This window comes from Hyphomicrobium sulfonivorans, from assembly GCF_013306565.1.
In the GTDB taxonomy this organism is placed as follows: Bacteria; Pseudomonadota; Alphaproteobacteria; order Rhizobiales; family Hyphomicrobiaceae; genus Hyphomicrobium_A; species Hyphomicrobium_A sulfonivorans.
This window is the reverse complement of record NZ_PZPO01000002.1, coordinates 313,527-336,728: the sequence shown is the minus strand read 5'-3', so window position 1 is coordinate 336,728 and position 23,202 is coordinate 313,527. Positions and strand designations below refer to the sequence as shown.

Sequence of the window (23,202 nt, the reverse complement as noted above, 5' to 3'; positions counted from 1 at the left end):
CACATTCAGGTGGCGGGATACGCCGCAGTGGTTTGCCGTACCGTGAATGGCATATAGCAAGCGCCCACAGGCCTCATAATTGGGGGTCATTGGCCCAGATCTTGCTTTGTACGCTCCGAAGGGAAGCCTCAGGATGGGCAGATACGGAGTAGGATTTTCTTAACGCAGAGCTAAACCGGAAAAACGGGCACAAACCCCGTGAACCGGGCGACTTAGATGAGTGTTAGGGAGAAACGCGCCATGTATGTTGTCACCTTTGGTCACCTTCCAGATGCCATTATTTTGGTCTCTCAAGGGTCAGTTTAAGGCAAAGGGATGGCTCGCCTGATCGGCATGGATCCGATCGGACAGGGCATTGGTTGTAATCGTTAAGAACGTCGGCATTTACACGCAGCTCCACGAGGGGCGGCGGCTGGTGTTCGCAACAGTTGGAACGGGATTGGACGATGGATCTCTGTGACCTGCTGGCCCCCGACGGTGTCATTGCATCACTCAAGGCATCCAGCAAAAAGGACGCCCTTGAACAGCTCGCTGCGGCGGCCGCTGAAAAAACGGGTCTCGACCGGCTGGAAATCTTTAACACGCTGCTGCAGCGTGAACGCCTCGGCTCAACGGGTCTTGGCGCGGGCATTGCCATACCGCACGTGAAGCTGGCGGGCCTGACAAAAATCGTGTGCCTGTTCGCGCGCCTCACCGACCCGATCGACTTTGACTCGCACGACGATCAGCCGGTCGATCTGGTGTTTCTGCTGCTCGCGCCCGAGCATGCCAGCGGCGACCACCTGAAAGCGCTGGCCAGCATTTCGCGCCTCGTGCGAGAGCCATCGGTCATCGACAGCCTGCGCAAGGCGCCCGATGCCGAAACGCTGCGCCAGACACTGACGCGGACGATGCCGTCGCACGCCGCCTGATCGAACGACGCGACCATGTCGTTCTGACCAAAGTAACGCACGCTGGCCTCGCCAGCCCTGAATAAAAAAAGCCGCGCCAGCATAAGCTGCGCGGCTTTTTCATTTCCAGCGATAGCGCCGGTCAGTGAACCACGCAGCTTCCCGATGTATCGCCCATCGCCAGCATCGCAATGATCGCCGCGCTGCCGACGATGATGCGCCACCAGCCGAACAGCGCAAAACCATGCCGGCTTACGTAATCGAGCAGGTGCTTCACCACGAACACCGCCGCAATGAATGCGGTGATGAATCCGATCACGATGTTGGTCACGTCCGCCGTGCTCAGGATCGCCGAGTTCTTGTAGAGGTCGAATGCAAATGCACCCGCCATGGTCGGCATCGCGAGGAAGAACGAGAACTCGGCCGCTGAGCGCTTATCGGTTCCCAGCAGCATCGCGCCGACGATAGTCGCTCCGGAACGGGACACCCCCGGAATCATGGCGAAACACTGCATAACGCCGATCTTGAACGCCAGCGACGGCGGAAAATCCATCGCGTCATTGTAGCGAACGTTCAACTTCATGCGGTCGACGACCAGCAGCACAACACCGCCGATCACCAGCATCGATGCGATCAGCATCGGCGTTTCGAACAGCACCGTCTTGATGAAATCATGCGCCAGCGCGCCGATGAACGCGGCCGGCAGAAACGCCAGCAGCACGCTGGCGACGAAGCGGCGGGCGCGCGCATCGTGCGGCATGGCCAGCGCCACGCGCGTCAGCTTCACCGAATAGACACTGAGAATGGCAAGGATGGCGCCAAGCTGAATCAGAACTTCAAAGCTCTTGCCCGGATTGCAGATGTCGAGAAAATGCTCTGTCAACAGCAGATGCCCGGTCGAGGAGACAGGTAGAAATTCGGTCAATCCCTCGATCAGACCAAGCAGGATCACTTCCCAGATTGGCATCGGTTCCTCATTATCCTGCTGGATCTCGTTTTTTCTGTGCGGCGTGAACGATTAGCAGCATTTGGTGGGCCCCGGTGCCACTTCCGTGCCACACGGGCAGATTGTCTTATGTCATCGCTGCCCTTCAGTGGCGCAAATCACAGCAATACAAAAGCAAAAACGGCCAGCCCCTCCGATGCACACACTGACGCACTTTCGCCTCTGTCCGTTCTCGCGTGCCGCGCGCCTCGCGCTGGCGGAGTTCGCCATCGAGCCGACATTAGTCGAGGAGCGGACATGGGAGTGGCGGCCTGAGTTTCTGGCCCTTAATCCGGCGGGTGAGTTGCCGGTGCTCCAGATCGACGATGCCGCGCCCATTTGCGGCATCTACGCCATCGCCGAGTATCTGGGCGATACGCCGCTGCTCGACGATGCGGACAGCAATGCCAGCATCGATCCGGAAGACGCAGGTGCCGATCACGACCCCGACGATACGACACCGATAAATTGCAAGCTATTTCCCGGTACACCCGCTGAGCGGGCCGAAATCCGCCGGCTGGTGGACTGGTTCAACGGCAAGTTTAACCGCGAGATAACCCAGGAGCTGCTGTACGAGCGTGTTTATGCGCGCATGCAGCACGATCGCACCGCGACACCGGATGTTGACGTTCTGCGCGCGATTGCTACCAATCTGCGCTACCATATGAGCTACATAAACCATCTGGCGGACCAGCGCCGCTGGCTGGGCGGAGATGAGCTTTCATTCGCCGATCTTGCCGCCGCCGCGCAGCTCTCTGTCGTCGATTACCTCGGTGAGGTGCCATGGGAAAACTATCCGATCGCGAAGATCTGGTACGCGCGCCTCAAATCGCGGCGCTCGTTCCGCGGTCTGCTGGCCGACCGGATGCCGGGCACGCTGCCCGCAGCGCACTACGCCGACCTCGATTTTTAGCACTCGTGCCGTAACCGGTTGTGCCGTGACCGACAGCGCTCAAAAACTGAAGGACAAGCTGTTCGCGCACGCGCGCGAGCTCGGCTTCGATGCTGTGCGCGTCACCACCCCCGATGCCATCGCAGCCGCGCCGGAGCGCCTGGCCGAGTATCTGCGCAAGGGCCACCACGGCGACATGGGCTGGATGGAGGCCCACGCTGATCGCCGTGCGAACCCGCAGCAGCTCTGGCCCGAGGTGCAGTCGATCATCATGCTCGGCATGAGTTACGCGCCGGATGAAAATCCCATGGACCTGCTGGATGAGCCTGATCGCGGCATCATCTCGGTCTATGCGCGCGGCAAGGATTATCACGACATCCTCAAGGGCAAGCTGAAGCAGCTTGCGGGCGCGTTCGCAGCGCAGGCCGGCGCCGATGTAAAGGTGTTTGTCGACACCGCGCCGGTGATGGAAAAGCCGCTCGCCGCCGCCGCAGGGCTTGGCTGGCAGGGCAAGAACACCATGCTGGTGTCGCGTCAACATGGCTCGTGGTTGTTCCTCGGCTCTATCTTCACCAGCGCGCCACTGCCGCCCGATGAACCTGAACCCGACCACTGCGGCAGCTGCAGGCGTTGCGTCACCGCCTGCCCCACGTCGGCGTTTCCCGCACCTTATCAGCTCGATGCGCGCCGCTGCCTCGCCTACCTTTCCATCGAGCACAAAGGCCACATCCCGGCCGAGTTCCGCCGCCCGATGGCCAACCGCATTTTCGGCTGCGACGATTGCCTCGCCGTGTGTCCGTGGAACAAGTTCGCGCAGTCCGCGCGCGAAGCCCGCTTCGCCGCCCGCGCCGAGACCGACAATCCGCCGCTTGATGAGTTGCTGCTGCTTGACGACGCCACCTTCCGTTTGCGTTTCGCCGGCACGCCGATCAAACGTACGGGTCGAGACCGCTTCATCCGCAACGTGCTGATCGCCGCCGGCAACTCCGGTGATCGCAATCTCATCGCGCGTGTCGAACCACTGCTCGGCGACGCATCGCCTTTGGTGCGCGCAATGGCCGTATGGGCACTGCGCGAGCTGACGCGGGATGATGTCGGCGAAACACTGCGCCATCGTCATCTTGCGCGCGAACACGACAGCGACGTGCGCGCCGAATGGCGGCACATGGAGGAACACGCCCAATGACCCAAGCAAATGGCCACCTTGTTTGCCTTGGGCTTGGCTACAGCGCCGGCCGGATCGCCCAGCGGCTCGCCGCCGATGGCTGGCGCATCTCCGGCACGGCACGCACGCCCGCTGGCGTCGAAGCCATAGCTGCATCGGGCTACGATGCATTCCTGTTCGACGGCACGCAGCCCAACGCAGAACTCGGCGCAGCGCTGCGCGACGCAACGCATATCCTGCTGTCCGCTCCGCCCGGCATCGATGGCGATCCGCTGCTGGTCCAGCACCGCGCCGATCTGGAGCACGCGCCCAACCTGAAATGGATCGGCTATCTCTCCACCCTCGGCGTCTATGGCAACAGCGACGGCGAATGGATCGACGAGACAACGCCACCGCGCGCCACCTCCGCCCGCGGCCAGCGCCGCATTGCATCGGAAGCTGAATGGCTGGCGTTCGGCAAACGCATCGGCGCCACCGCGCAGGTCTTCCGCCTCGCCGGTATCTACGGTCCCGGACGCAGCGCCATCGAACGGATGCGCGAGGGCACCGCGCATCGCATCATCAAGCCGGGACAGGTGTTCAACCGCATCCACGTCGATGACATCGCCGCCGTTGTCTGCGCTGCCATCGAGCGCGGCACGCACGACATCTATAACGTCGCCGATGGCGAGCCTTCACCACCGCAGGATGTCATCACCTACGCGGCCGAACTGTTGCAGATGCCGCCGCCGCCCGAAGTGCCGTTCGAGGAAGCCGATCTCAGCCCGATGGCAATCAGCTTCTATGCCGACAACCGCCGCGTCAGCAATCGGCGCATCCGCGAAGCACTCGGCGTCGAACTGAAATATCCCAACTATCGCGAAGGCTTGCGCGCAATCGTCAGCGGCGCTTCCGTCTGATTGCACCCGCCGTCCACGAAACAATCCACCACGCAATCGCTCCCACCCGCCGCATGAACGCCGCCGTTCAGCCCCCGTTCAACCGCGCTTGGCTTTATTGCAAGCATAGCGTCGCAATTGCAGCGACAGGAAGCGCGGCTTCCAAACGGTTGTTCAGGGCGAGGGGCATCATGCGATCAACGGCGAAAAGCTTCGGCAACGGCGCAGCATGCGCCATCGCGTTCGCAGCAACCGTCATGGCGCTCCCACATCTCGCCGCAGCCGACGATCCCGCACACTCGCTGGCTGAAAAGTTTGCACGCGCGGCCGATGACAGCGCAAAAATTGCCGCGCAGGAAAAGCGCGCCGCCGAACGTCTCGCCGCCCAACAGAAAGCTGCCGCCGAGCGTGATGCTGCGCAGGCCCGTGCGCGGCGCGAGAAAGCCGCCGCTGCCGAGCAAGCACGCGTTGCAGCCCAGCGCGCCGCCGACGAAGCCGAAATGCTGCGCAAGGCGGAAGCGGAGAAAAAGCAGCGCCAGCTCGCCGAACAGGAACGCGCAGAAAAGAAGCGCATCGAGGCCGAGCGTAAACTTGCGCGCGACAACGCACAGCGCATCGCCGAGGAAGCACGCCGTCAACGCGCAGAAATGGATCGCAAGGCTGAAATCGCCCGCCGCGCGGAAGCCGAACGGCTGATCCGCGAAGTGGAACAGCAGCGCATCGCCGATGAACAGCGCCTTGCCGCAGCTGCAAAGGCTGCCGAGCAGAAAAAGCGCGCCGAAGAAGCACGCATCGCCGAAATCCGTCGTCAGGCTGAAGCCGCCGAGAAGCAGCGCCGCGATGAGGAAGCGCGCGTTGCCGAGCTGAAGCGCAAGGCACAGGCCGCCGAATCAGAGCGCCGCGCGCAGGAAGAGCGTCTTGCCCAGCAACAGCGCGCCGCCGATGCCGCCGCCGCCAAGCAACGCGCAGCGCTGGAAGCTGCGCGCGAGGATGAAGCGCGCCGCATCGCTGAAAAATTCCGTCTTGCCCGCGAAGCACGGGAAGCCCGCGATGCGCAGGAAGCGCGCGCCGTTCGCGAAGCCAGCGCTCGCCCACTTGCGCAGCCCGGCACGCGTCCGTTGCCGGACATGGGCGCACGCAGCAGCCTGGGCGGCCCCATCCCCGATGCATTGCCGCCCGCTTCACCTTTCATCGATGCGCCTGCGGTCAAAACCTCCGTGCCTGCGGCTATGCCTGCTGCCAAAGCAAACACCGCTGCGCGCACTCGTCCCGCCGCTGCGAACACCTATCCGCAGCGTGTCACGGTGCTGATCGAAATGGACGCGCGCCGCCATGGTTTCATGGGCAAGAAGATGACGGCCAATCCCGTCCTGTGCGTCGCCGATAGCTGCTACGTCAGCAACGGTTCAACCATGCCCGCCACGGCGATGAACCGTAACAAGACGCTCGGCCCCGGCAACACGCTGGGCCGCAACGCTGGCGTCTGCCGCAACGACACAACATGCGTGTTCCGCGGCGTGCTGCTGCCGTCCGCCAACACAACCATCCAGCCGGTGGACATGGGCATGCTGCGCCACGACCGTCGCGAGATCCGCTCTGTTAAACCCGACACCTCATGCCAGGCACGTAACGGACAGCTGTCCTGCGCCACACCGATCGTCGCGTCGCGTTACCGCGCATGGATCGTACCGGAGCAGGTCGCTGAAGCCGCCGGATCGCGCGCGCTTGAACACGCCCTCGACGCCGGCCTCCCCGCCACCAGCGCCACCTACGGCAGTTGGGACACTACGGTGCGCACACGTTGATGAATTACGTCGGCGGCGGCCTGGCCAATCGGCGCATCGCCACCGTGGTAAAGCGCTTGGAGTATCTCGCGCGTTTGAGAAAGTCCCAAAGGAGCGGTTACTCTTCCCGAATGCTAGCCACGGGTAAGTCTCAGCGAGCCGCACCCCCGCCCGTCATCTCGGTAATTTGAGCGTGTCGTGCTACTCATCGAGCATCGCAACAGCAGCCGCGTGCGCGCGTTGCAGTCGGTCTAACGGAGTTTCTAATATGCGTTTTAGGTAGGCGAATTCCTGCACTTTGTTTGTAATGAATAGGCGGCTACTTGGCCCGGTTGTATCGTTCATTTCCCAAGGATATTGAGCAAACAAGTCGACTATCAGCGAGTTATAGGGAATCTTCTGCAAATTCGCCGGAGGCATCCAAAATTCCGCGGAGCAGATCGCGTTGTCACAAAGACGACGGCTCAAAACATTAACGACGCTCCCATCTCCATTCACCCAGCCCGGATGACTATGGTCCCCCAAGTAGTATGGATCAAAAACTGGACCCTCACCGCGATAGGTCACCAAGCCATAGCACCCTGCGTAATTTCTGAGCGATTGATCCTCACTGTCGACCCAGTAGTGCTCGGGAATTTCCCCCAAGATTACAATATCTAACGGTTTCAAGGGCGCGCCCGTAGAGTCCGGGGGACGCATGTCCGTGTGAAAATAGTTCATCGCGCTATATTCACCGCGCCGTCGCCAGATAGCCGATCGCGCCGTTCGAACTTTCGCGCTTCGTTTCCAGGAAATCATAAACCTCGCGCGGATGCAGCGGCCGACCGGTGCGGTCAATGCGGCGACGCTCCAGCGCCTGCAATTCATCCAGCAGCGGCTCGGCCGTCCGATGCAGCATCGCCACCGCCTTGATCGCAGAGCGCGTCATATTCGGCGGCACGGTCGGCACCACATCGGCGATCAGTTGCTTGGCGCGCGTCGAAAGCTGGCCCGACATCTGCCCCATCCAGCCGATCAGGCGGATCGGAAAATCTTCCTCGAACCGATAGTCGTGCGTTTCCATCCAGTGGAACAGCTGATCCATCAGCAGATCCTGCAACCGCAGGCGCGAGGTGACGCGATAGTCCTGCCACTCCGCCACCACGTCGAAGTCGGGCTCCATTTCGATGTCGGCGGGCGCGAACGTTTCGCGCGCAGTTACGCCGATGCGATCCACGAAGTCGCGGTTGCGCATGTCGAAGCGCGTCATGAATGTCGGTAGCGCGACCTTGTTCTCGCTGCCCAGCCGGAACGCCTCACGCACCAGCTTGGAGCAAAAAAGCTCCTTGTTGCCCTCCAGCTCCATCGAGAAGTCGTACCAGATGTGGCCGTTGCGCTTCTGATGCGACTTGGCGATGGTTTGATAGATCATCGCCGCCGCGCGCGCCGCCAGTTCCGGATCGCGATGGCGGAACACGATGCAGCGGCCAAGCCCGTGGTGCAGCGTTTCGGACAGCGGATTGATAACCGAGCCCGTTTCAATCAGCGCTTCCACCACCCAATGCTTGCCGTTGGCGTCGGTATAGATCATCGCCAGATGACTGAACTGGCTGTCGACATCGCCGATACGCGCAATCGCGGCGCTGTTGTGCGCCATGCCGCGCATCAGCAGCAGATCGCCGGTGCGGAAATCGATGTCCTCGCCGGTCTCGAATTTCGGATTGACGAATGTGTTGAAGCTTCGGCCGCTGAAGCCGCGCAGCGTTTTCTCGTTCGGGCCGAGCTGGGCGTAGCGGATGTTGATCTCGCCCATCATGTCGGTGACATAGCGAGCAATGCGCAGCGCGTTGCGCAATGCGCGCTCGCCCGGCCGCGTCAGAAATCCGCGCGCGTGCCAGTCGGCAATCTGGCTGCGCAGACGGAGGCGCATCGCAAAGATGGCCTGCGCAATTTCCGGCGCCGAGTGCAGCAGCGTGTCGAGCTCGTAGCGGTCGAGACAAAGCTCATACGTCGCCGCATAGAGCTCATTCAGGTTCGCTGCCAGTTCCCGTGCGGTGGCTGCCGGACGCGCTGCGATCTCCTCGATCCGCGCCAAATCCTCCGCCAGCCTGCCGCCGGGCGTTGTCTGCAGCATCCGTGCCTCCCCTGTTATCCCTGCACCTCCTTTAGCATGGCGGAGAAAGACGACGGATGCTTGTTCGCAACATCATGAAGGACTGCGGGCGGCGTCCAGCAGCTTGACCGAACTTGCCTGCGGCCCCATCGGCCCTTCCGCCGGCGAGCGCAGCACGTGCACCATCGCCCCCACCTTTATGTCCTCGAACGCCCCGTTACCGCAGGCATCACGGGAAAAATAGAGGTCCGGCGAGCCCTTAACCTCGATGAAGCCATAGTCCTCATCCGGGAACATCCGCACCACGATGCCGGTATCGCCAGCCGAGGCGTGTTGCTTCACGGCCCCCTTACGCGTCGCCATGATCTGGCCGAGCTGCCGCTCGATCGCCTCGAACACGCGGTTCACCACCGCCGTATTTTCGCCCTTGGCGTCGGCGCGCTCCTGCTCGCCCTTGGCCACAACCGTGTTGTGACCTGGCACCTCCACCTCAACCGCGATGCCGAGCGGAAGCTTGCCGGCTTCCGACGCGCGGTGCGGCACGCTCACCACCACGCGCGCGCCAATGATGTTGGGGTGGAACTTCTTCAAACGGTCCGCTCGCATGCGGATCATATTCTCCAGGGAAGCTGAGCTCTCCACGTTCTTGAAGACGATTTGCAGGGCTCTCTCCATAGGCGCTCTCCTGTTTTCTGTGATCGTGACAATCGTAAAATTCAGCGCAAATCCATGGTCGCTCTAAGGCGACGGTGTGATCATTGATGTCGCGCAAATCCTCCAACATTGGCGGCAATTTTAATTGTCGTGCGCACGTTGAACTCCTCTGCTGCAACCACAGTTCGATTTTTTGGTTCACGCGACGCGCAGCATCGCATTGCGATGCAATTGTCCTCCTGGTGTTTTGGATTGACCGGATACGACGACAGCGTCACCGCGCGTGCTTGCGGCGTCGACATCTGCAACGGCTGACAACAAGCGAAAGCCTTCCCCGTGCGCTGCAACGTTAGCTGCGCGTGCGGATGAACCGATCGCCGATCGTGGTGCGAATTGTGTTTTGAAGCTTGGTGAGCACCGCGGTGGCCCGCTGCAATGTCTGCCGGGTTCCACCGCGTGCTTTTGACGTTCAGGCCGAACTCGACTTCGGCTCCGACGGCGGCAATCACCGCGGGATGAGAGAAAAATTCACATGCGACTCTGAGGGCGCCAGGGCCCGCATTCGTCATGGCGGTGCTCGCATTCCATCACTCGAACACCAGCTTTCCACGGACCGAAGCTTCTGTCGATCCCTCTTTTTTCTCTCCGGCTACTTGAAATTCGCCCGCACGATCATCTCGTCGATTTTGGTAAAAAGAAGCGATATATCCTGCGGCCGCGACAACCGATGATCGCCGTCTGGAATTTCTACAAACTCCGCCCAGCCACCTTCCAGCACACCCACCAGCGCGCGCGAATGGCTGATCGGAACCGACGTATCGAAGCGCCCCTGCAGAATGACAACCGGACGGCCCGGATCGAACGGCCGGCGCCCCATCAGATGGCTGCGTCCCTCTTCAATCAGTGCGCGGGATATCGCATAGGGCTCACCATATTCCGACGGCAGCAGAAACACGCCCGTCTCTTCCAGATCGCGCCGCGCCTTCTGATCGAACTGCTTCCACATCAGCTCTTCGGTCATGTCCCAGGCCGGCGCGATCAGCACAACGCCCGCGATGCGTGCAGCCTGCTCCGGCGCAATCGCCAGCAGACGGCGCAGCATCAACAGCGCGATGTAGCCGCCCATGCTGGAACCAACCACGATCTGGCGCCCGCTGGTAACGGTGCGGAACACCGTCAGCGCTTCTTCCAGCCACGAGCCGATCGTGCCATTCTCAAATTCGCCGCTGGAAATGCCATGGCCCGAATAGTCAAAGCGGGTGCAGCCATAGCCGTTAGCCGCCGCAAAGGCTGCCAGTTCGGTGGCCTTCGTGCTGCCCATGTCAGACTTGTAGCCCGACAGCCAAAACAGGCTGATGCCCTCGGCATTGCCCGCAGCCGGCGGATCGGCCCGATAGGCGATGCGTCGCTCCGAAACAGTTTCACCTCGACCCAATTGGAGGAATTGCGGTTGGCTCTCACTCAATCTAAACAACCCTTTCGATGGCGGAGGACTAGCTTGTGGCCGAGAAGCGCCCGACCGTACTTCAGATCATACCGGAGCTTGATACCGGCGGCGCGGAACTCTCTACCATAGAGATTGCCGATGCCGTCCAGTCCGCAGGCGGGCGGTGCATCGTTCTGACCGAGGGCGGACGCATGGTGCAACGGCTACGCGACACCGGCGCCGATGTACGGTTTTTTGCCGCCGCCACCAAGAACCCTCTGCACATCATCTGGAACGCCCATCTCATCGCCGGCATTGTGCGCCAGGATGGCGTCGATCTCATCCACGCACGTAGCCGCGCCCCCGCCTGGAGCGCCTTGCTGGCCGCTCGCCGCACCGGCGTGCCCTACGTCACCACCTACCATGGCGCCTATTCTGAAAAGTCATCCTTAAAGAGCCTCTACAACAGCGTCATGGCGCGCGGCGACATCGTCATCGCCAATTCCCATTACACCAGCGACCTCATCCGCATGCGCTACGGCACCCCCGGCGCCAAACTGCGGGTGATCTATCGCGGCGTCGATGGCGCCCACTTCAATCCTGAAGCGGTTGAGCCCGAACGCGTCGCCGCCGTGCGCCGCCGCTGGGGTGTCGAACCGGGCCAGCGCGTCGTGTTGCATGCAGCACGTCTCACCGCGTGGAAGGGACAAAAGGTCGTTATCGGCGCGGCGGAGCTGCTTGCCCGTGGCAATACGATCGACGATGTCGTGTTCATTCTGGCGGGCGATGCACAGAACCGCAGCGCCTATCGGGATGCCTTGCAGCAGCAGATCAATGACGCGGGCCTTAAGGATCGCGTGCGTCTCGTCGGCCACGAGGGCGACATGCCCGCCGCGCTGTGCGCTTCCCATGTTTCCGTTGTAGCGTCCATCGAGCCCGAAGCATTCGGACGCACCGCCACCGAGGCGCAGGTGATGGCGACGCCGGTGATCGCAACCGAAATCGGCGCCCCACCTGAAACCGTGCGCGGACGTCCTGGCTGTCCTGCCGATCGCGCCACCGGATGGCTGGTTCCACCGGGTGATGAAGCCGCGCTGGCAAAGGCCATCGGTGAAGCGCTTTCGATGTCGGCGGCCGAACGCGCGCAGATGGGCGCACGCGCGCGCCAGCACGTGCTGACGTCCTATTCACTGGAGCAGATGAAACAGCAGACGCTCGAAGTCTACGACAGCCTGCTCAACACGCAGATGGCGGCGCTGCGCTAATCGGCTCTTCTTTTTTGGGCGCTCGGCGACTCCCCGCTGGGGAGCCGGCCGCCGGTGCAGACTGTTGCGGAACCCAGCTTCAACGCTCAATCAGCTGAAATAGCATGTGCGGTGCCGGAAGAGCATCCTTCCAGCCGCATCATGGCGCAGATTTGCGTAGACCCCGGCCTGCGCCGGGAGGACGTTTAGTTAGGCGACCAGCAGCGACATGGCCCGCGGTTTTCTAGCGCAAGCGGTCGCGTCCCATATCGCCTTCCCGGCGAGGGGGGGGGCGGGATCGCCACAACGGGTGAAGCGCGCAGGATCTGCAATGTTCCTGCGCGCGGGGCCGCTGCGGATGCGATGCCATCATGCACCGGCGGCCAGCTCCGCGGAGCGGAGTCGCTGGTGCCAGCATCTCTTGTTATGGGTTGCTGGCCGGGTTGGCCCGCAGGCTCTTAAGCACATCTTCGGTCGGCCAGCAGGTGATCTTCAGGCCGCTCGCCTTCTGATACGTGCCAACCTGACGCCGCGTGTTGGACCCGATCTTGCCGTCCACGATGTCGATGCCGTAGCCAAGCTTGGCAAGCCGCGCCTGTATCTCGCTCACCTGCGCCGTGCGCGGCTGCGCAACCTTCGCGGCAGGCACATGGAAGCCGCCGCCGCCTGCAATCCGGTCGGCCAGATCGCCAACGAACAGCGCGTAGAGGTCAGATGTGTTGTAGAGGCGGATGACCTTGAAGTTTTCCGTCGCCAGGAAGCCCGGACCGAACGAGCCCGATGGCATCATCAGATAGGCGCTGATGCTGTCTTCAGCCGGCTTGAACGGTGTCTTGCCGTGCCGCTTCAAACCCAGCTTGCGCCATTCGCCAATGGTGCGCTCGCCGGGCGGGCCTTCAAGCGAGCAGTCGCCGTTTGCGGGCAGATCAATCTCATAGCCCCAACGCAGACCACGCACCCAACCCTTGTTGGCAAGCTGGCGCGCAGCGGATGCAAGCGCATCGGGAACGGAATCGAAAATGTCGACCTTGCCGTCGCCGTCGCCGTCTTCAAGATGCTGGAAATATTCCGTCGGCATGAACTGCGTCTGGCCAACGGCACCGGCCCACGAGGCGCGCATCTTCTCGCGCGGCACGCCTTCCTGCAGCATCTTCAGTGCTGCGAGAATTTCAGCGCGGAACTGGTCCTTGCGGCGGCCGGTGTAGGCCTGCGTTGCAAGCACCCGGATGGCATCGTGCGGAAGCTTGTGACGGCCATATGCCGTCTCGCGGCCCCAGATAGCCACCATGATGTAGCGATCAACGCCTGTCCGGCGTTCGATCTCGATGATTTCCTTCTCGTGGTCCTTGAGGAACTTGCGTCCCTTCTCCGAGAGCGACGAGAGATACTTCGGGTTCAGATATTCAAACGCCGATTTGGTGAACTCGGCCTGGCCAGCACTGTCATCACGCTTCTTGCCCGGCACGATGAGATCAGGCAGCGACAGGTCGGGCTTCAAACCACGGAAGGCATCATCGAACGTCTTGCGCGAGACACCCTGCGCCTCAGCTTCAGGCCACAGTCCGTTGACAAACTCATCCCAGGTCTCAGCCGCTGCCGGAGCGGATACCGCAGCGGTCAGCAGCATGGCGACAGCGGCCATTGCAACGGCGTGCGAGATGACTTCGCGCATGCCATTTCGGAGGATGCTCATCGTCGATCGATCCTTCTGGTGAATTTGAACTTGGACGGCGAGGCTGTTGCGGAGCGGCCCGCTCCGAACATCGACCTGACCGATTGCAGCCCGATCATCGGAACGGGGATAAGCCGCAACGAAAACATATGCGCCTTAAATAGGCGCATTTTTCGGCCCCTCAAGATAAACGGGCGTTAACCGCCATTAACACGCGCTAACTTTTGATGTCGCGCGGTCGCTCAACTCGCGTCCTTGAACTGCTTCAGATGCGTTTCCCAGGCCAGCGCATTACGGGTGATCGTGTCCAGATCGTCAAATTCGGGGCGCCATCCCAGCCGCACGCGGATCTTGTCCGATGCCGCCACAATCGCCGCCGGATCGCCAGCCCGGCGCGGCGACAGACGCACCTCAAAGTCCGAACCCGATACACGCTTTACAGCGTCGATCACTTCAAGAACCGAGAAGCCCTTCGAGTAGCCGCAGTTGAAGATTTCCGAGGTGCCGCCATCGCGCAGATGCCGCAGGGCAGCCATGTGCGCGCGCACCAGATCGGTGACGTGGATGTAGTCGCGCACGCAAGTGCCATCCGCAGTTTCGTAATCGGTGCCAAACACTTCGATGTATGGCCGCCTGCCCAGCGCCACTTCCGAGGCAACCTTAATCAGGTGTGTTGCGTTAGGTGTGGACTGGCCGGTGCGTCCCTTCGGATCGGCCCCCGCCACGTTGAAATAACGCAAAGCAACATACCGGAAATTGTGGGCTCTAGCCGTGTCAGCCAGCATGATTTCGGTCATCAGCTTGGACGACCCGTACGGCGAAACCGGAGCCAGCGGCGCGTCCTCCCGCACAGGAATTTCCTGCGGGTTGCCGTACACCGCCGCTGTCGAGGAGAAGATGAAATGTTCGATGCCAAGCTCAACCGCCACTTCCATCAGGGCGCGCGACTTGACCGTGTTGTTATGATAATAGCCCAGCGGATCCACGACCGACTCTGGCACAACGATCGAACCGGCAAAGTGAATGATCGCCTTCACGCCATGCTTGCGCACGATGCTGCGGACCAGTTCCTGATCGCCGATGTCGCCCACAACGAGAGTGGCAAGCTCCGGCACAGCCCACCGGAAGCCGGTCGAAAGATTATCGAGGACGACCACATTTTCGCCGCTGTCCAGCAGCTCAAGAACCATATGGCTGCCGATATATCCGGCACCGCCGGTAACGAGGATGGTCATCTTGGTTCACACCTTCCCAACGCTGTCGTCGATCGCCGAAATTCGCACCAATACGGGGCGTTAACTATGCCTTGATTCAAGCGACCGCGCATCGCAGATCGTCCCCCAAGGATATATCGCATCTCTTTCAAGAACTGAGCCAGTTACCTGCTCAGCTTCGCCCGACTACTCCGCAACAGCCCAAAAACCCCTTAAAACGCAAGCTACTTGCTTCCGGGAGTTTCCAATGTCCGTGACGTCCAAACGCATTCGCAAGGCCGTGTTTCCGGTTGCGGGCCTCGGCACGCGCTTTCTGCCTGCGACCAAGACCATTCCCAAGGAAATGCTGACCGTCGTCGACCGCCCCGTCATTCAGCACGTCGTGGATGAAGCGCGCGCTGCCGGCATTGAGCACTTTGTATTCGTCACCGGACGCAACAAAGCAACGATCGAAGACCACTTCGACCACGCGCCCGAACTTGAAGCGACGCTCAATCAGCGCGGCAAAATAAAAGAGCTGGAAGAGCTCGCCAGCGACCTGCCTGGTCCGGGTTGCACCAGCTTCATGCGCCAACAGGCGCCGCTCGGTTTGGGCCATGCCGTTTGGTGCGCGCGCGAAGTCATCGGCGACGAACCGTTTGCGCTGCTGCTGCCGGACATGCTGCACCATGGCGGCGATGGCTGTCTGGCCGAAATGATGGACGCTTACAACGATCACGGCGGCAATCTCATCGCTGTATCGCCCGTGCCTGAAAGCGAAACCCATCAGTACGGCATCGTCGGCGTTGACGATGCCAGCGAGAAAGTTTCGCGCATCGCCCAGATGGTCGAGAAGCCAAAGCAGGGAACCGCGCCATCCAACCTGCACATCACCGGACGCTACATTTTGCAGCCTGAAGTGTTCGATATTCTGGCAACGCAGGAGCGCGGTGCTGGCGGCGAAATCCAGCTCACCGATGCCATGCTGGCCATGCTTCAGGCCGGCAAACCGTTCCATGCCGTACGCTTCGACGGCACGATCTATGACACTGGCACCAAGCTAGGCTTCCTGCTGGCGAACATCGCCTACGGACTTGAGCGCCCTGAGCTTGCCGATGCGCTCAAAGCCGGATTGGCCAAGCTGGCTTGACGCCACGCCGCCATTACTGACGCCGTCGCCTGCATCACCACGTGACGTCTGCGGCTTCGATCAATGCCGCAGACGTACACCGGCCTGAATTTCGCTGGCCGTGTAACTGCCAGCCGGCCAAGACGAATTGAAGTCTGTATATTCATAGCGTGCGAACAGCACCGCCCAACGGTTGAGATAATAGTCGGCGCCCACCGCCCCGCTGAACTGATCTTCCGTTTGTCCAACACCAATGAAATCGCGCGTCATGAAGCCTACGCCTGCGATGCCGACAAGGTTTTGCGTGAAAGAGTGCCGCGCTTCCAGACCGTATGTGCGCTCCATCACGCCGGGCGAACCTGCGGTCGTTGTTTCCGCTACCTCACTTGTCGCCACGAATTGCAGCGTGGTGAGCGGCGTAACCTGCCATGCAAGATCGGCGTCGATCAGCAGTCCGTCGACCACCGGCAGCTCATGATTGTTGATCTGCTGGCGACCGTATCCCAGGCTGATACTGCCGCGCAGGATTTCGCTCACATTTCCAAATGATACGCCGACACGATAGCGTTCGCCCTGCGATGAACGATTGATGCCATCGGAGTAGGTGGCGACGTTGTAGTCGCGCTGATTGAGCGCAATATCAGAGAACAGGAACAGATAAGGAGAGAACTCCCATTGCGGACGGAACGCCTGCTCATACAGCGTGTAATTGCGATCGGCGTTGCTTTGCAAAAAGCCGAAAATGACATCATCGCTATACGATGTATCGATGATTGAACCACGCGCCTGCACCGACAGACGATTGAAACGGTGATTGAACGCGGCGCGATAGCGATCGACATTGATGTTCGGCCGCGAGCCTACAGATACCGCGTTGATCGCCGAGCGGCTTTCCTGCGCTTCCTGATGCGCGATCAAACCTTGCAGGTTCGTTCGGCTGGTTATGTCGAGTCGGCCAAGCCCTTCGACCAGATATGCCTTGTCGTTCTCCGATGGGTAGCGGTCATGGAAGCTGAAATCGGCGCTGCCGCGCAGTTCGACAGCATGGCGAGCCCAGTTTGAAACCAGTCGCCCCGCCGGACGCAGCACGAGCGAACTGTCGCCCAGTGCAAACGGCGAAGCGAACAGGTTGCTGTTGTAATCGTAATAGGCATCCAAATTCGAATAGAGCGTGAAGCTGCCGATACGCGTGCCGAGCTGCGGGAACGGGTCCAGCACAAAGCCCTGGAAGTTGCTGCGCCCCATGATGAGATTGATCTCATCGGCCTGCAGCAAAAGCGGATCGTACCCCGCCGGCTCCATCGCGAACGCGCGCACATCGTCCGGCGACCGCATGTCCGCGGCCGTGATATCTTCTTCGCCTTCCATCGGCGCTTCCGGTTCGGACAGATCGATGACGCCATCCATCGGCGCCTGTGGTTCTGCCAGAGAAACGGGATCGCCATCGCCCGCGATGGTCAAGCGCCCGCGGCCATCCTCGGCGTTCGCATCAGCCGGCAGCATGCCCGGCAATCCATCGGACTCGGCACCCGGCTGAGCGGTTTGTTCCTGTCCGCTATCGACGCCGGTGCCCAACTCGATGCCTTCGCCCTCATCATCGGTGCCCGGACGCAGCAGCGGCCGGCGCGGCGCGGGCTGATCGATCCCGAAGCGGCCGTCATCGAACGCGTTTTGATCTTCCTGCTCGAAGACCGAATCATCTGGAAGCGTGGGGCGCAGGAGAGGCCGGCGCGGCTCAGCAGCGCGCTGTGGCGGATCGAGGATCTGGGCCACCGCCGGAGCAGGCGCGAAGATTCGCGCGGCGCCGACAATAACGGCGCAGCCGAACAGAAGCCCCACGATCATGCGGATGCCGGACACAGACGCTCCCATGTGACAAATTCCACCACGCGAACGCTGTACAAGACCATTGGAACGCTAAAGAGCGTCGGTTAACGGTCTGTTTAGATTGACGGCCGGGATGGCTCCAAAGACACGTGCAAGACGTGTTGCATGAGCTGGACATCGCCTGAAAATTGTAAGAAGTTGTTAACACTTAGCCACCGGGGGCATACGGCGATGACAGCGACCGACGGGCCTTTGCGCAATTTGAAAAGCGTTGAGGGCGACAAGAAACTCGGCAGGCTTCCCGTTGCATCCGCACTGCGCACGCTGGATCTGGAGTGCGACGGCCTCAATCTCCTGCGCGAAGCGCTGACGGGTGAGATGGCGCGCGCGTTCGCTGAAGCGGTGCGGGTGATGCGCGCTGCCAAGGGCCGTGTGGTCGTCACGGGCATCGGCAAGAGCGGCCATGTCGGCCAGAAGATCGCCGCCACCTTCGCCTCAACAGGCCGGCCCGCCTTCTTTGTCCACCCGACGGAAGCCTCGCATGGCGACCTCGGCATGGTCACCGCCGATGACGTTCTGCTCGCGCTTTCATGGTCTGGCGAAACGGTCGAACTCAAACCGCTGATCACGTACTCGCGCCGATATAACGTGCCGCTGATTGCGATCACGTCGCGCAGCGAATCAGCGCTCGGTCAGCATTCCGACATCGTGCTGGAACTGCCGCGCGCCAAGGAAGCTTGTCCGCACGGGCTGGCCCCCACAACATCCACAACCATGCAGCTTGCGCTCGGCGATTGCCTTGCCATCGCTCTGCTGGAAGCACGCGGCTTCACACCACAGGAATTCAAGGCGTTCCATCCCGGTGGCTCGCTGGGCGCCAGCCTCAAGTATGTCGCCGACGTGATGCACACGGGCGAACGCATGCCGATCGCGCGCGACACCGATCAGATGAGCGATGCCCTCGTCACCATGACGCAGAAGAGCCTCGGCTGCCTTGGCATCGTGGACGCGAAGGGCAAACTAGTCGGCATCGTCACCGACGGCGACTTGCGGCGTCACATGGGCGAAAATCTCATCCTGCGCCGAACGGTCGACATCATGACCCGATCGCCCAAGACGGTGAAGCCGGGCATGCTGGCCTCAGCCGCACTTGAGCAGATCAACGCCTCGCGCATCACGGCGCTGTTCGTGGTGGAACGCGGCAAGCCGGTGGGCATCGTGCACGTCCATGACCTGCTGCGGGCCGGCGTTGCGTAAGCTGCCGGTTGGCTACCCTGCTACCCATAGCTCTGAATGCGCTTTGCTGCCGCGCCATTTCATTCGCGGAGACTGATAGCGCTCAGGAAGCGGCAGCATGCTCATGCCCATATTGAACTGCTGGAATAACACTGCTGGAAAATCGCGCTGATGCCGTCGACCGATCTCATCGTCACCTGTCACCCTTCTGAACAGAGCCTGTGCGGGCAAGTGGCGCGAATGGTGGCGCAGACGCTTCAGGATCAGGGGCGCGCTGTACTGTGTGACGATCTCAATCAGGCGCGCTTCAATCCAGTCATCTCGCCGGCCGAATACGCAAGCTTCTTCCGCGATGACATCCCTGCCGATCTCACGGATCTGGCCGAGCATCTGCGTCAAGCCGAGCGCGTCATCTTCATCCTGCCGGTGTGGATGTACGACATGCCGGCGCTGCTGAAGGGATATTTCGAGCGGGTGTGGAGGCCGGGCATCGCGTATCGCATCGAGGGCGATCAGATCTCACCGCTACTGACGCACATTCGCGAGATGGTTGTCATCGTCACTCACGGTCGCAACGAAGAGGAGACGGACGCATGCGGTGACGCCACGCGCACATTCTTCGCCACGTCGCTGCCAACGCTGCTGCCGAACCTGCAGAACAACATCCGGTTTGATTTTTACGCGCTCGACACGCCGGACAAATCCGCGATCGCCGACCAGCTTGAAGCCATCCGCAAGCATCTCACAAACGGCGCCGAAGGCGTGGCGTAGACGGCGGCAAGCGGGTTCATTGCATCCCCGATTGCGGAGAGAACTGCCTACAAGCGCTCGACTGTAAGCACGGAATTTTTTGCTTGGCTGACACGAAGACGCTCGCCAACTTCGGCTTCAGTGCCTTCAGCGGTCCATTCGCCATCACCGGCTTCAACCTGCCCGCGCCCATCGGCGGGAATGGCCTGCGTCACCGTCACGACCTGCCCGATCAACAAATCAGTACGACGGTTGAGAGCTGGCTCGCGGCGGTTCCAGAATGCCCACTTGCGATCGATGATCGTATCGACGATCAGCAAGCCCACGCCGCTCAGCGCCCACAGCCAGCCTTGCGCGCCGTTGGCCAGTACGAGGTAAAGTCCGTAGAGCGCCAATCCGACGCCGACAACGGGCAGCACGAGGCTGACGAGAGCCAGCAGCCACACGAACATGCCCGGCTGACGTGCGTCCCGTTTAATTGACCGCATGTTCGACCACGAGCACTGTTCCGACCGCTCCCGTAACTCTGACCCTCGCGCCCTGCGGCGCATCGGAACCCTGCGCGTTCCAGACCGTGTCACCGACGCGCACTTTTCCGCGCCCTTCGGTGATAGCCTCTTCGACGATCACCACACGGCCGAGGTACTGTTCAGCACGGGAGTTAAGATCCGGCTCATCGCTGGCTGCCATGTCCGGCGCAGCATAGCGACGGGCGGCAAACACTGAAGCGCAGGACAGCACGGCGAAGGCAATAAGTTGCCACTCCCACGCGACGTCAAACGTCAGACCGAACAGCCCCACCGCAGCAGCCGCAGCTCCAAACCAAACGAAGTGCACGCCGGGCACAATCGCTTCCAGCACGAACAGCGCCACCGCAATGATGAACCAGTTCCACGCGCCAAGGCTTGAGAAAAACTCGGTCAACCCCATCAGGCCTCTCCCACCGCTATCGGCTGAGCTTAGCAGGACCGCGCCACACCATCATCATGGATGTGTGCAATCCCGCCTGCGCTGCATCATGCAAGCCTGATCCTCAGGCGCGCGGCACGCTGCCCCGCGGTGGCGTCGACGGCGCAGATGCACCCGAGCCACTGCCGAACGCCTCGCCGGTGATCTGCGCCAGACCTGCAAGCGATCCGATGACCGAGGATGCCTCCAGCGGCATCAAAATCACTTTCTGGTTCGGGGCTTTGGCCAGCGATTCAAGGGCCTTCACATAGTTGTTGGCGACGAAGTAGTTGATGGCCTGCACGTTGCCGCCGGCGATGGCGTCAGAAACCATTTGCGTTGCTCTCGCCTCCGCCTCGGCAGCACGTTCGCGCGCTTCAGCATCACGGAACGCGGCTTCTTTGCGGCCTTCGGCCTCAAGCATCACGGCCTGCTTCTCACCCTCAGCACGCAGAATTTCCGCAGCGCGTGAACCTTCCGCATCAAGGATCTGCGCGCGCTTTTCACGCTCGGCCTTCATCTGCCGCGCCATTGCATCAACCAGATCGCGCGGCGGATCGATATCCTTGATCTCGATGCGGGTGACCTTGATGCCCCAGGCTTCCGTCGCCTGATCAAGCACCTGCAGAAGCCGCGCGTTGATCTGATCGCGGTTGGACAGAAGTTCGTCGAGATCCATCGAACCCATGACGGTACGGATGTTCGTCATCGTCAGGTTGACGATCGAAGGCTCCAGCGCATCCACTTCGTAAGCTGCGCGGGCCGCATTCAAGATCTGGAAGAAGGTGACGCCGTTGACACGCACCATCGCGTTGTCGCGCGTGATGACATCCTGGCTCGGAATATCGAGCACCTGCTCCTTCATGTTCATCCGGTGGCCGACACGCTCCATCACCGGCACAAGAATATGCAGGCCCGGCGTCAGCGTTCGGGTGTAGCGGCCGAAATTCTCGACCGTGTAATTCATTCCCTGGGGCACGATCTTGACCGTCGACCACAGGACGACGACTGCCAGAATGACGAGCAGCACGCCGAACACTTCAAAGCCGGTGTTGGCGGCGAAAAATGATGGTTCCATGGAGTCCCCGGAGGTGAGATGCAGCCCCGGCACGCTATCGCACCGAGGCAAACACAATATTAAAAAACGGTGCTTCCACAGTCGGTTATGAAACAGGCCTGCGCTGCGGACGAAGCCTGTATGGCGGACAGGTGGCGCAGCAATATGGCCAACCGTCGGGCCAGCGAGTGTCGCCCGCCACTTTTTCAGTGCACGGCGCCAGAGCACGAGGCACGACGGCGACCGAAATTGTCGCCGCCTTCCTCAAGATGCGGAGATTGCAAAGTTGCTGATCAAGCTGAGTGGACAGGCGATCAGATCCAGCCCTGCAATTCACGGCGAACGACCGCCTCGATGGTGCGGATCCCGTTGGGGCTGTCGTTCAGCGCAGGCAAATAGGCGAACTTTTCACCGCCGCCATCCTCGAAGTAATGGCGGTTCTCGCCATCAAGCTCTTCGAGCGTTTCAAGGCAGTCCGCCGAGAAGCCCGGCGCGACCAGTGCCAGCCGTTTGACGCCTTCCGCGGCAAGTCGCTTCACTGTCTCGTCAGTGTAGGGCTGCAACCAGGGATCATCGCCAAAGCGCGACTGAAACGTGGTCAACCACTTTTCCTCAGGCCATCCAAGGCTGGCGCGAAGGAGGCGCGAGGTCTTCTGGCACTGGCAATAGTAAGGATCGCCCGCTTCCAGGTAAGCCTGCGGCATACCGTGAAACGTCGCGATGATGATCTCCGGCTCGAAATCGAGCTTGGCCAGATCCTGGCGCATCGAGTTGGCGACAGCGTCGATGTAGACCGGATCATCGTGGTAGCTCGGCGCGACGCGAACTGCGGGCTGCCAGCGCATCTTCATCAGGGCGCGGAACGCCTGATCGGCTGCGGTCGCCGTGGTCGCCGCGGCGTACTGGGGATAGAGCGGCACCAGCAGGATGCGATCGCACCCCTTATCCATCAGCGCCTTTATGCGGCTCTCAGTCGTTGGGTTCGCGTAGCGCATCGCAAAGTCGACCTCTATGCGCTCATCGTGGCCGAGCGCTTCGGCGAGCTTCTCCGCCTGGCCGCGTGTGATCGTCTTCAGCGGGCCTTCATCCAGCTCGTTATTCCAGATGGTGGCGTAGTCCTTGCCCTTGGCGCCGGGGCGGACGGTGAGAATGATGAGATTGAGAATTGGCCACCACTTCCATCGCGGCACCTCAATCACGCGCTCGTCGGACAAAAACTCTTTCAGGTAGCGCCGCATCGACCAGTAGTCGGTGCCGTCTGGCGTGCCGAGGTTGAGCAGCAGAACACCGATGCGTCCGCATTTGACCTCCGGATGGTCGGCCGGGCGGAACCGCGGATCGGGCTGGAAGGTCGCGGCAGGCTTTATCTCGTTCACGGGT

The 23,202-nt window shown here is 61.3% G+C and carries 22 protein-coding genes; 9 read left to right on the top strand and 13 right to left on the bottom strand.

Features of this window, described 5'->3' with window-relative positions:
* Positions 1-446: 446 nt before the first annotated feature.
* On the top strand, positions 447-911 hold the full coding sequence (ptsN, locus tag C6Y62_RS06660) for a PTS IIA-like nitrogen regulatory protein PtsN (RefSeq protein ID WP_068460008.1): 465 nt from the start codon (positions 447-449) through the stop codon (positions 909-911).
* A gap of 121 nt (positions 912-1,032) precedes the next feature.
* Here ptsN and C6Y62_RS06655 read toward each other — a convergent pair whose 3' ends face one another.
* The gene (locus C6Y62_RS06655; RefSeq protein WP_068460010.1) at positions 1,033-1,857 is read right to left on the bottom strand and encodes an undecaprenyl-diphosphate phosphatase; all 825 of its coding nucleotides are present in this window, start codon (positions 1,855-1,857) and stop codon (positions 1,033-1,035) included.
* A 175-nt stretch (positions 1,858-2,032) separates the two neighbouring features.
* Between C6Y62_RS06655 and C6Y62_RS06650 the strand changes: the two genes are divergently transcribed.
* The 4 genes from C6Y62_RS06650 (at position 2,033) to C6Y62_RS06635 (ending at position 6,615) form a co-directional block, all read left to right on the top strand.
* Positions 2,033-2,788 carry a glutathione S-transferase family protein gene (locus tag C6Y62_RS06650; protein ID WP_173953280.1) on the top strand — a complete coding sequence of 252 codons (756 nt, stop codon included), beginning with the start codon at positions 2,033-2,035 and terminating at the stop codon, positions 2,786-2,788.
* 25 nt (positions 2,789-2,813) lie between these two features.
* A complete protein-coding gene (gene queG, locus C6Y62_RS06645) occupies positions 2,814-3,953 on the top strand; it encodes a tRNA epoxyqueuosine(34) reductase QueG (protein WP_338074334.1) in 1,140 nt (379 codons plus the stop codon).
* Positions 3,950-4,831 (top strand): SDR family oxidoreductase, encoded by an 882-nt coding sequence (locus C6Y62_RS06640; protein ID WP_173953279.1) that lies wholly within the window; start codon positions 3,950-3,952, stop codon positions 4,829-4,831. Before queG ends, C6Y62_RS06640 begins: the two co-directional genes overlap by 4 nt.
* 170 nt (positions 4,832-5,001) lie before the next feature.
* The gene (locus C6Y62_RS06635; RefSeq protein WP_173953278.1) at positions 5,002-6,615 is read left to right on the top strand and encodes a hypothetical protein; all 1,614 of its coding nucleotides are present in this window, start codon (positions 5,002-5,004) and stop codon (positions 6,613-6,615) included.
* A gap of 180 nt (positions 6,616-6,795) precedes the next feature.
* On the opposite strand, the gene C6Y62_RS06630 is transcribed toward C6Y62_RS06635, so the two are convergent.
* The 5 genes from C6Y62_RS06630 to C6Y62_RS06610 form a co-directional block, all read right to left on the bottom strand.
* On the bottom strand, positions 6,796-7,314 hold the full coding sequence (locus C6Y62_RS06630; RefSeq protein ID WP_173953277.1) for a hypothetical protein: 519 nt from the start codon (positions 7,312-7,314) through the stop codon (positions 6,796-6,798).
* A gap of 10 nt (positions 7,315-7,324) precedes the next feature.
* The gene (locus C6Y62_RS06625) at positions 7,325-8,707 is read right to left on the bottom strand and encodes a YiiX/YebB-like N1pC/P60 family cysteine hydrolase (protein WP_068460023.1); all 1,383 of its coding nucleotides are present in this window, start codon (positions 8,705-8,707) and stop codon (positions 7,325-7,327) included.
* 72 nt (positions 8,708-8,779) lie between these two features.
* On the bottom strand, positions 8,780-9,361 hold the full coding sequence (locus C6Y62_RS06620) for an HPF/RaiA family ribosome-associated protein (protein WP_173953276.1): 582 nt from the start codon (positions 9,359-9,361) through the stop codon (positions 8,780-8,782).
* Between the two features lie 80 nt (positions 9,362-9,441).
* On the bottom strand, positions 9,442-9,909 hold the full coding sequence (locus C6Y62_RS06615) for a hypothetical protein (RefSeq protein WP_173953275.1): 468 nt from the start codon (positions 9,907-9,909) through the stop codon (positions 9,442-9,444).
* An 80-nt stretch (positions 9,910-9,989) separates the two neighbouring features.
* The gene (locus tag C6Y62_RS06610) at positions 9,990-10,775 is read right to left on the bottom strand and encodes an alpha/beta hydrolase (protein WP_246274433.1); all 786 of its coding nucleotides are present in this window, start codon (positions 10,773-10,775) and stop codon (positions 9,990-9,992) included.
* A 65-nt stretch (positions 10,776-10,840) separates the two neighbouring features.
* Here C6Y62_RS06610 and C6Y62_RS16720 point away from each other — a divergent pair, with 65 nt between their 5' ends.
* Positions 10,841-12,031: a glycosyltransferase gene (locus C6Y62_RS16720; RefSeq protein ID WP_173953273.1), complete on the top strand. Its 1,191-nt coding sequence runs from the start codon at positions 10,841-10,843 to the stop codon at positions 12,029-12,031.
* Positions 12,032-12,434: 403 nt separating this feature from the next.
* Here C6Y62_RS16720 and C6Y62_RS06600 read toward each other — a convergent pair whose 3' ends face one another.
* Both C6Y62_RS06600 and galE read right to left on the bottom strand, forming a co-directional pair.
* A complete protein-coding gene (locus tag C6Y62_RS06600; protein ID WP_246274431.1) occupies positions 12,435-13,703 on the bottom strand; it encodes a lytic murein transglycosylase in 1,269 nt (422 codons plus the stop codon).
* 221 nt (positions 13,704-13,924) lie between these two features.
* On the bottom strand, positions 13,925-14,917 hold the full coding sequence (galE, locus tag C6Y62_RS06595) for a UDP-glucose 4-epimerase GalE (protein WP_173953272.1): 993 nt from the start codon (positions 14,915-14,917) through the stop codon (positions 13,925-13,927).
* Positions 14,918-15,143: 226 nt separating this feature from the next.
* Between galE and galU the strand changes: the two genes are divergently transcribed.
* Entirely contained in the window at positions 15,144-16,025 is an 882-nt protein-coding gene (galU, locus tag C6Y62_RS06590) for a UTP--glucose-1-phosphate uridylyltransferase GalU (protein ID WP_068460037.1), read from the top strand.
* A 60-nt stretch (positions 16,026-16,085) separates the two neighbouring features.
* On the opposite strand, the gene C6Y62_RS06585 is transcribed toward galU, so the two are convergent.
* Positions 16,086-17,876 (bottom strand): outer membrane beta-barrel protein, encoded by a 1,791-nt coding sequence (locus tag C6Y62_RS06585; RefSeq protein ID WP_173953271.1) that lies wholly within the window; start codon positions 17,874-17,876, stop codon positions 16,086-16,088.
* Positions 17,877-18,062: 186 nt separating this feature from the next.
* Between C6Y62_RS06585 and C6Y62_RS06580 the strand changes: the two genes are divergently transcribed.
* Positions 18,063-19,088: a KpsF/GutQ family sugar-phosphate isomerase gene (locus C6Y62_RS06580; protein WP_173953270.1), complete on the top strand. Its 1,026-nt coding sequence runs from the start codon at positions 18,063-18,065 to the stop codon at positions 19,086-19,088.
* Positions 19,089-19,238: 150 nt separating this feature from the next.
* Positions 19,239-19,838, top strand: a complete 600-nt coding sequence (locus C6Y62_RS06575; RefSeq protein WP_173953269.1) for an NAD(P)H-dependent oxidoreductase — start codon at positions 19,239-19,241, stop codon at positions 19,836-19,838.
* 47 nt (positions 19,839-19,885) lie between these two features.
* Here C6Y62_RS06575 and C6Y62_RS06570 read toward each other — a convergent pair whose 3' ends face one another.
* The 4 genes from C6Y62_RS06570 to hemH form a co-directional block, all read right to left on the bottom strand.
* Positions 19,886-20,305, bottom strand: a complete 420-nt coding sequence (locus C6Y62_RS06570) for an NfeD family protein (protein ID WP_173953268.1) — start codon at positions 20,303-20,305, stop codon at positions 19,886-19,888.
* Positions 20,292-20,747 (bottom strand): NfeD family protein, encoded by a 456-nt coding sequence (locus C6Y62_RS06565; protein WP_068460044.1) that lies wholly within the window; start codon positions 20,745-20,747, stop codon positions 20,292-20,294. Before C6Y62_RS06565 ends, C6Y62_RS06570 begins: the two co-directional genes overlap by 14 nt.
* A 103-nt stretch (positions 20,748-20,850) precedes the next feature.
* Positions 20,851-21,843 (bottom strand): SPFH domain-containing protein, encoded by a 993-nt coding sequence (locus tag C6Y62_RS06560; RefSeq protein WP_068460046.1) that lies wholly within the window; start codon positions 21,841-21,843, stop codon positions 20,851-20,853.
* Positions 21,844-22,136: 293 nt separating this feature from the next.
* Positions 22,137-23,189, bottom strand: coding sequence for a ferrochelatase (gene hemH, locus C6Y62_RS06555; protein WP_420844149.1), 1,053 nt, complete (start codon positions 23,187-23,189; stop codon positions 22,137-22,139).
* Positions 23,190-23,202 lie beyond the last annotated feature (13 nt).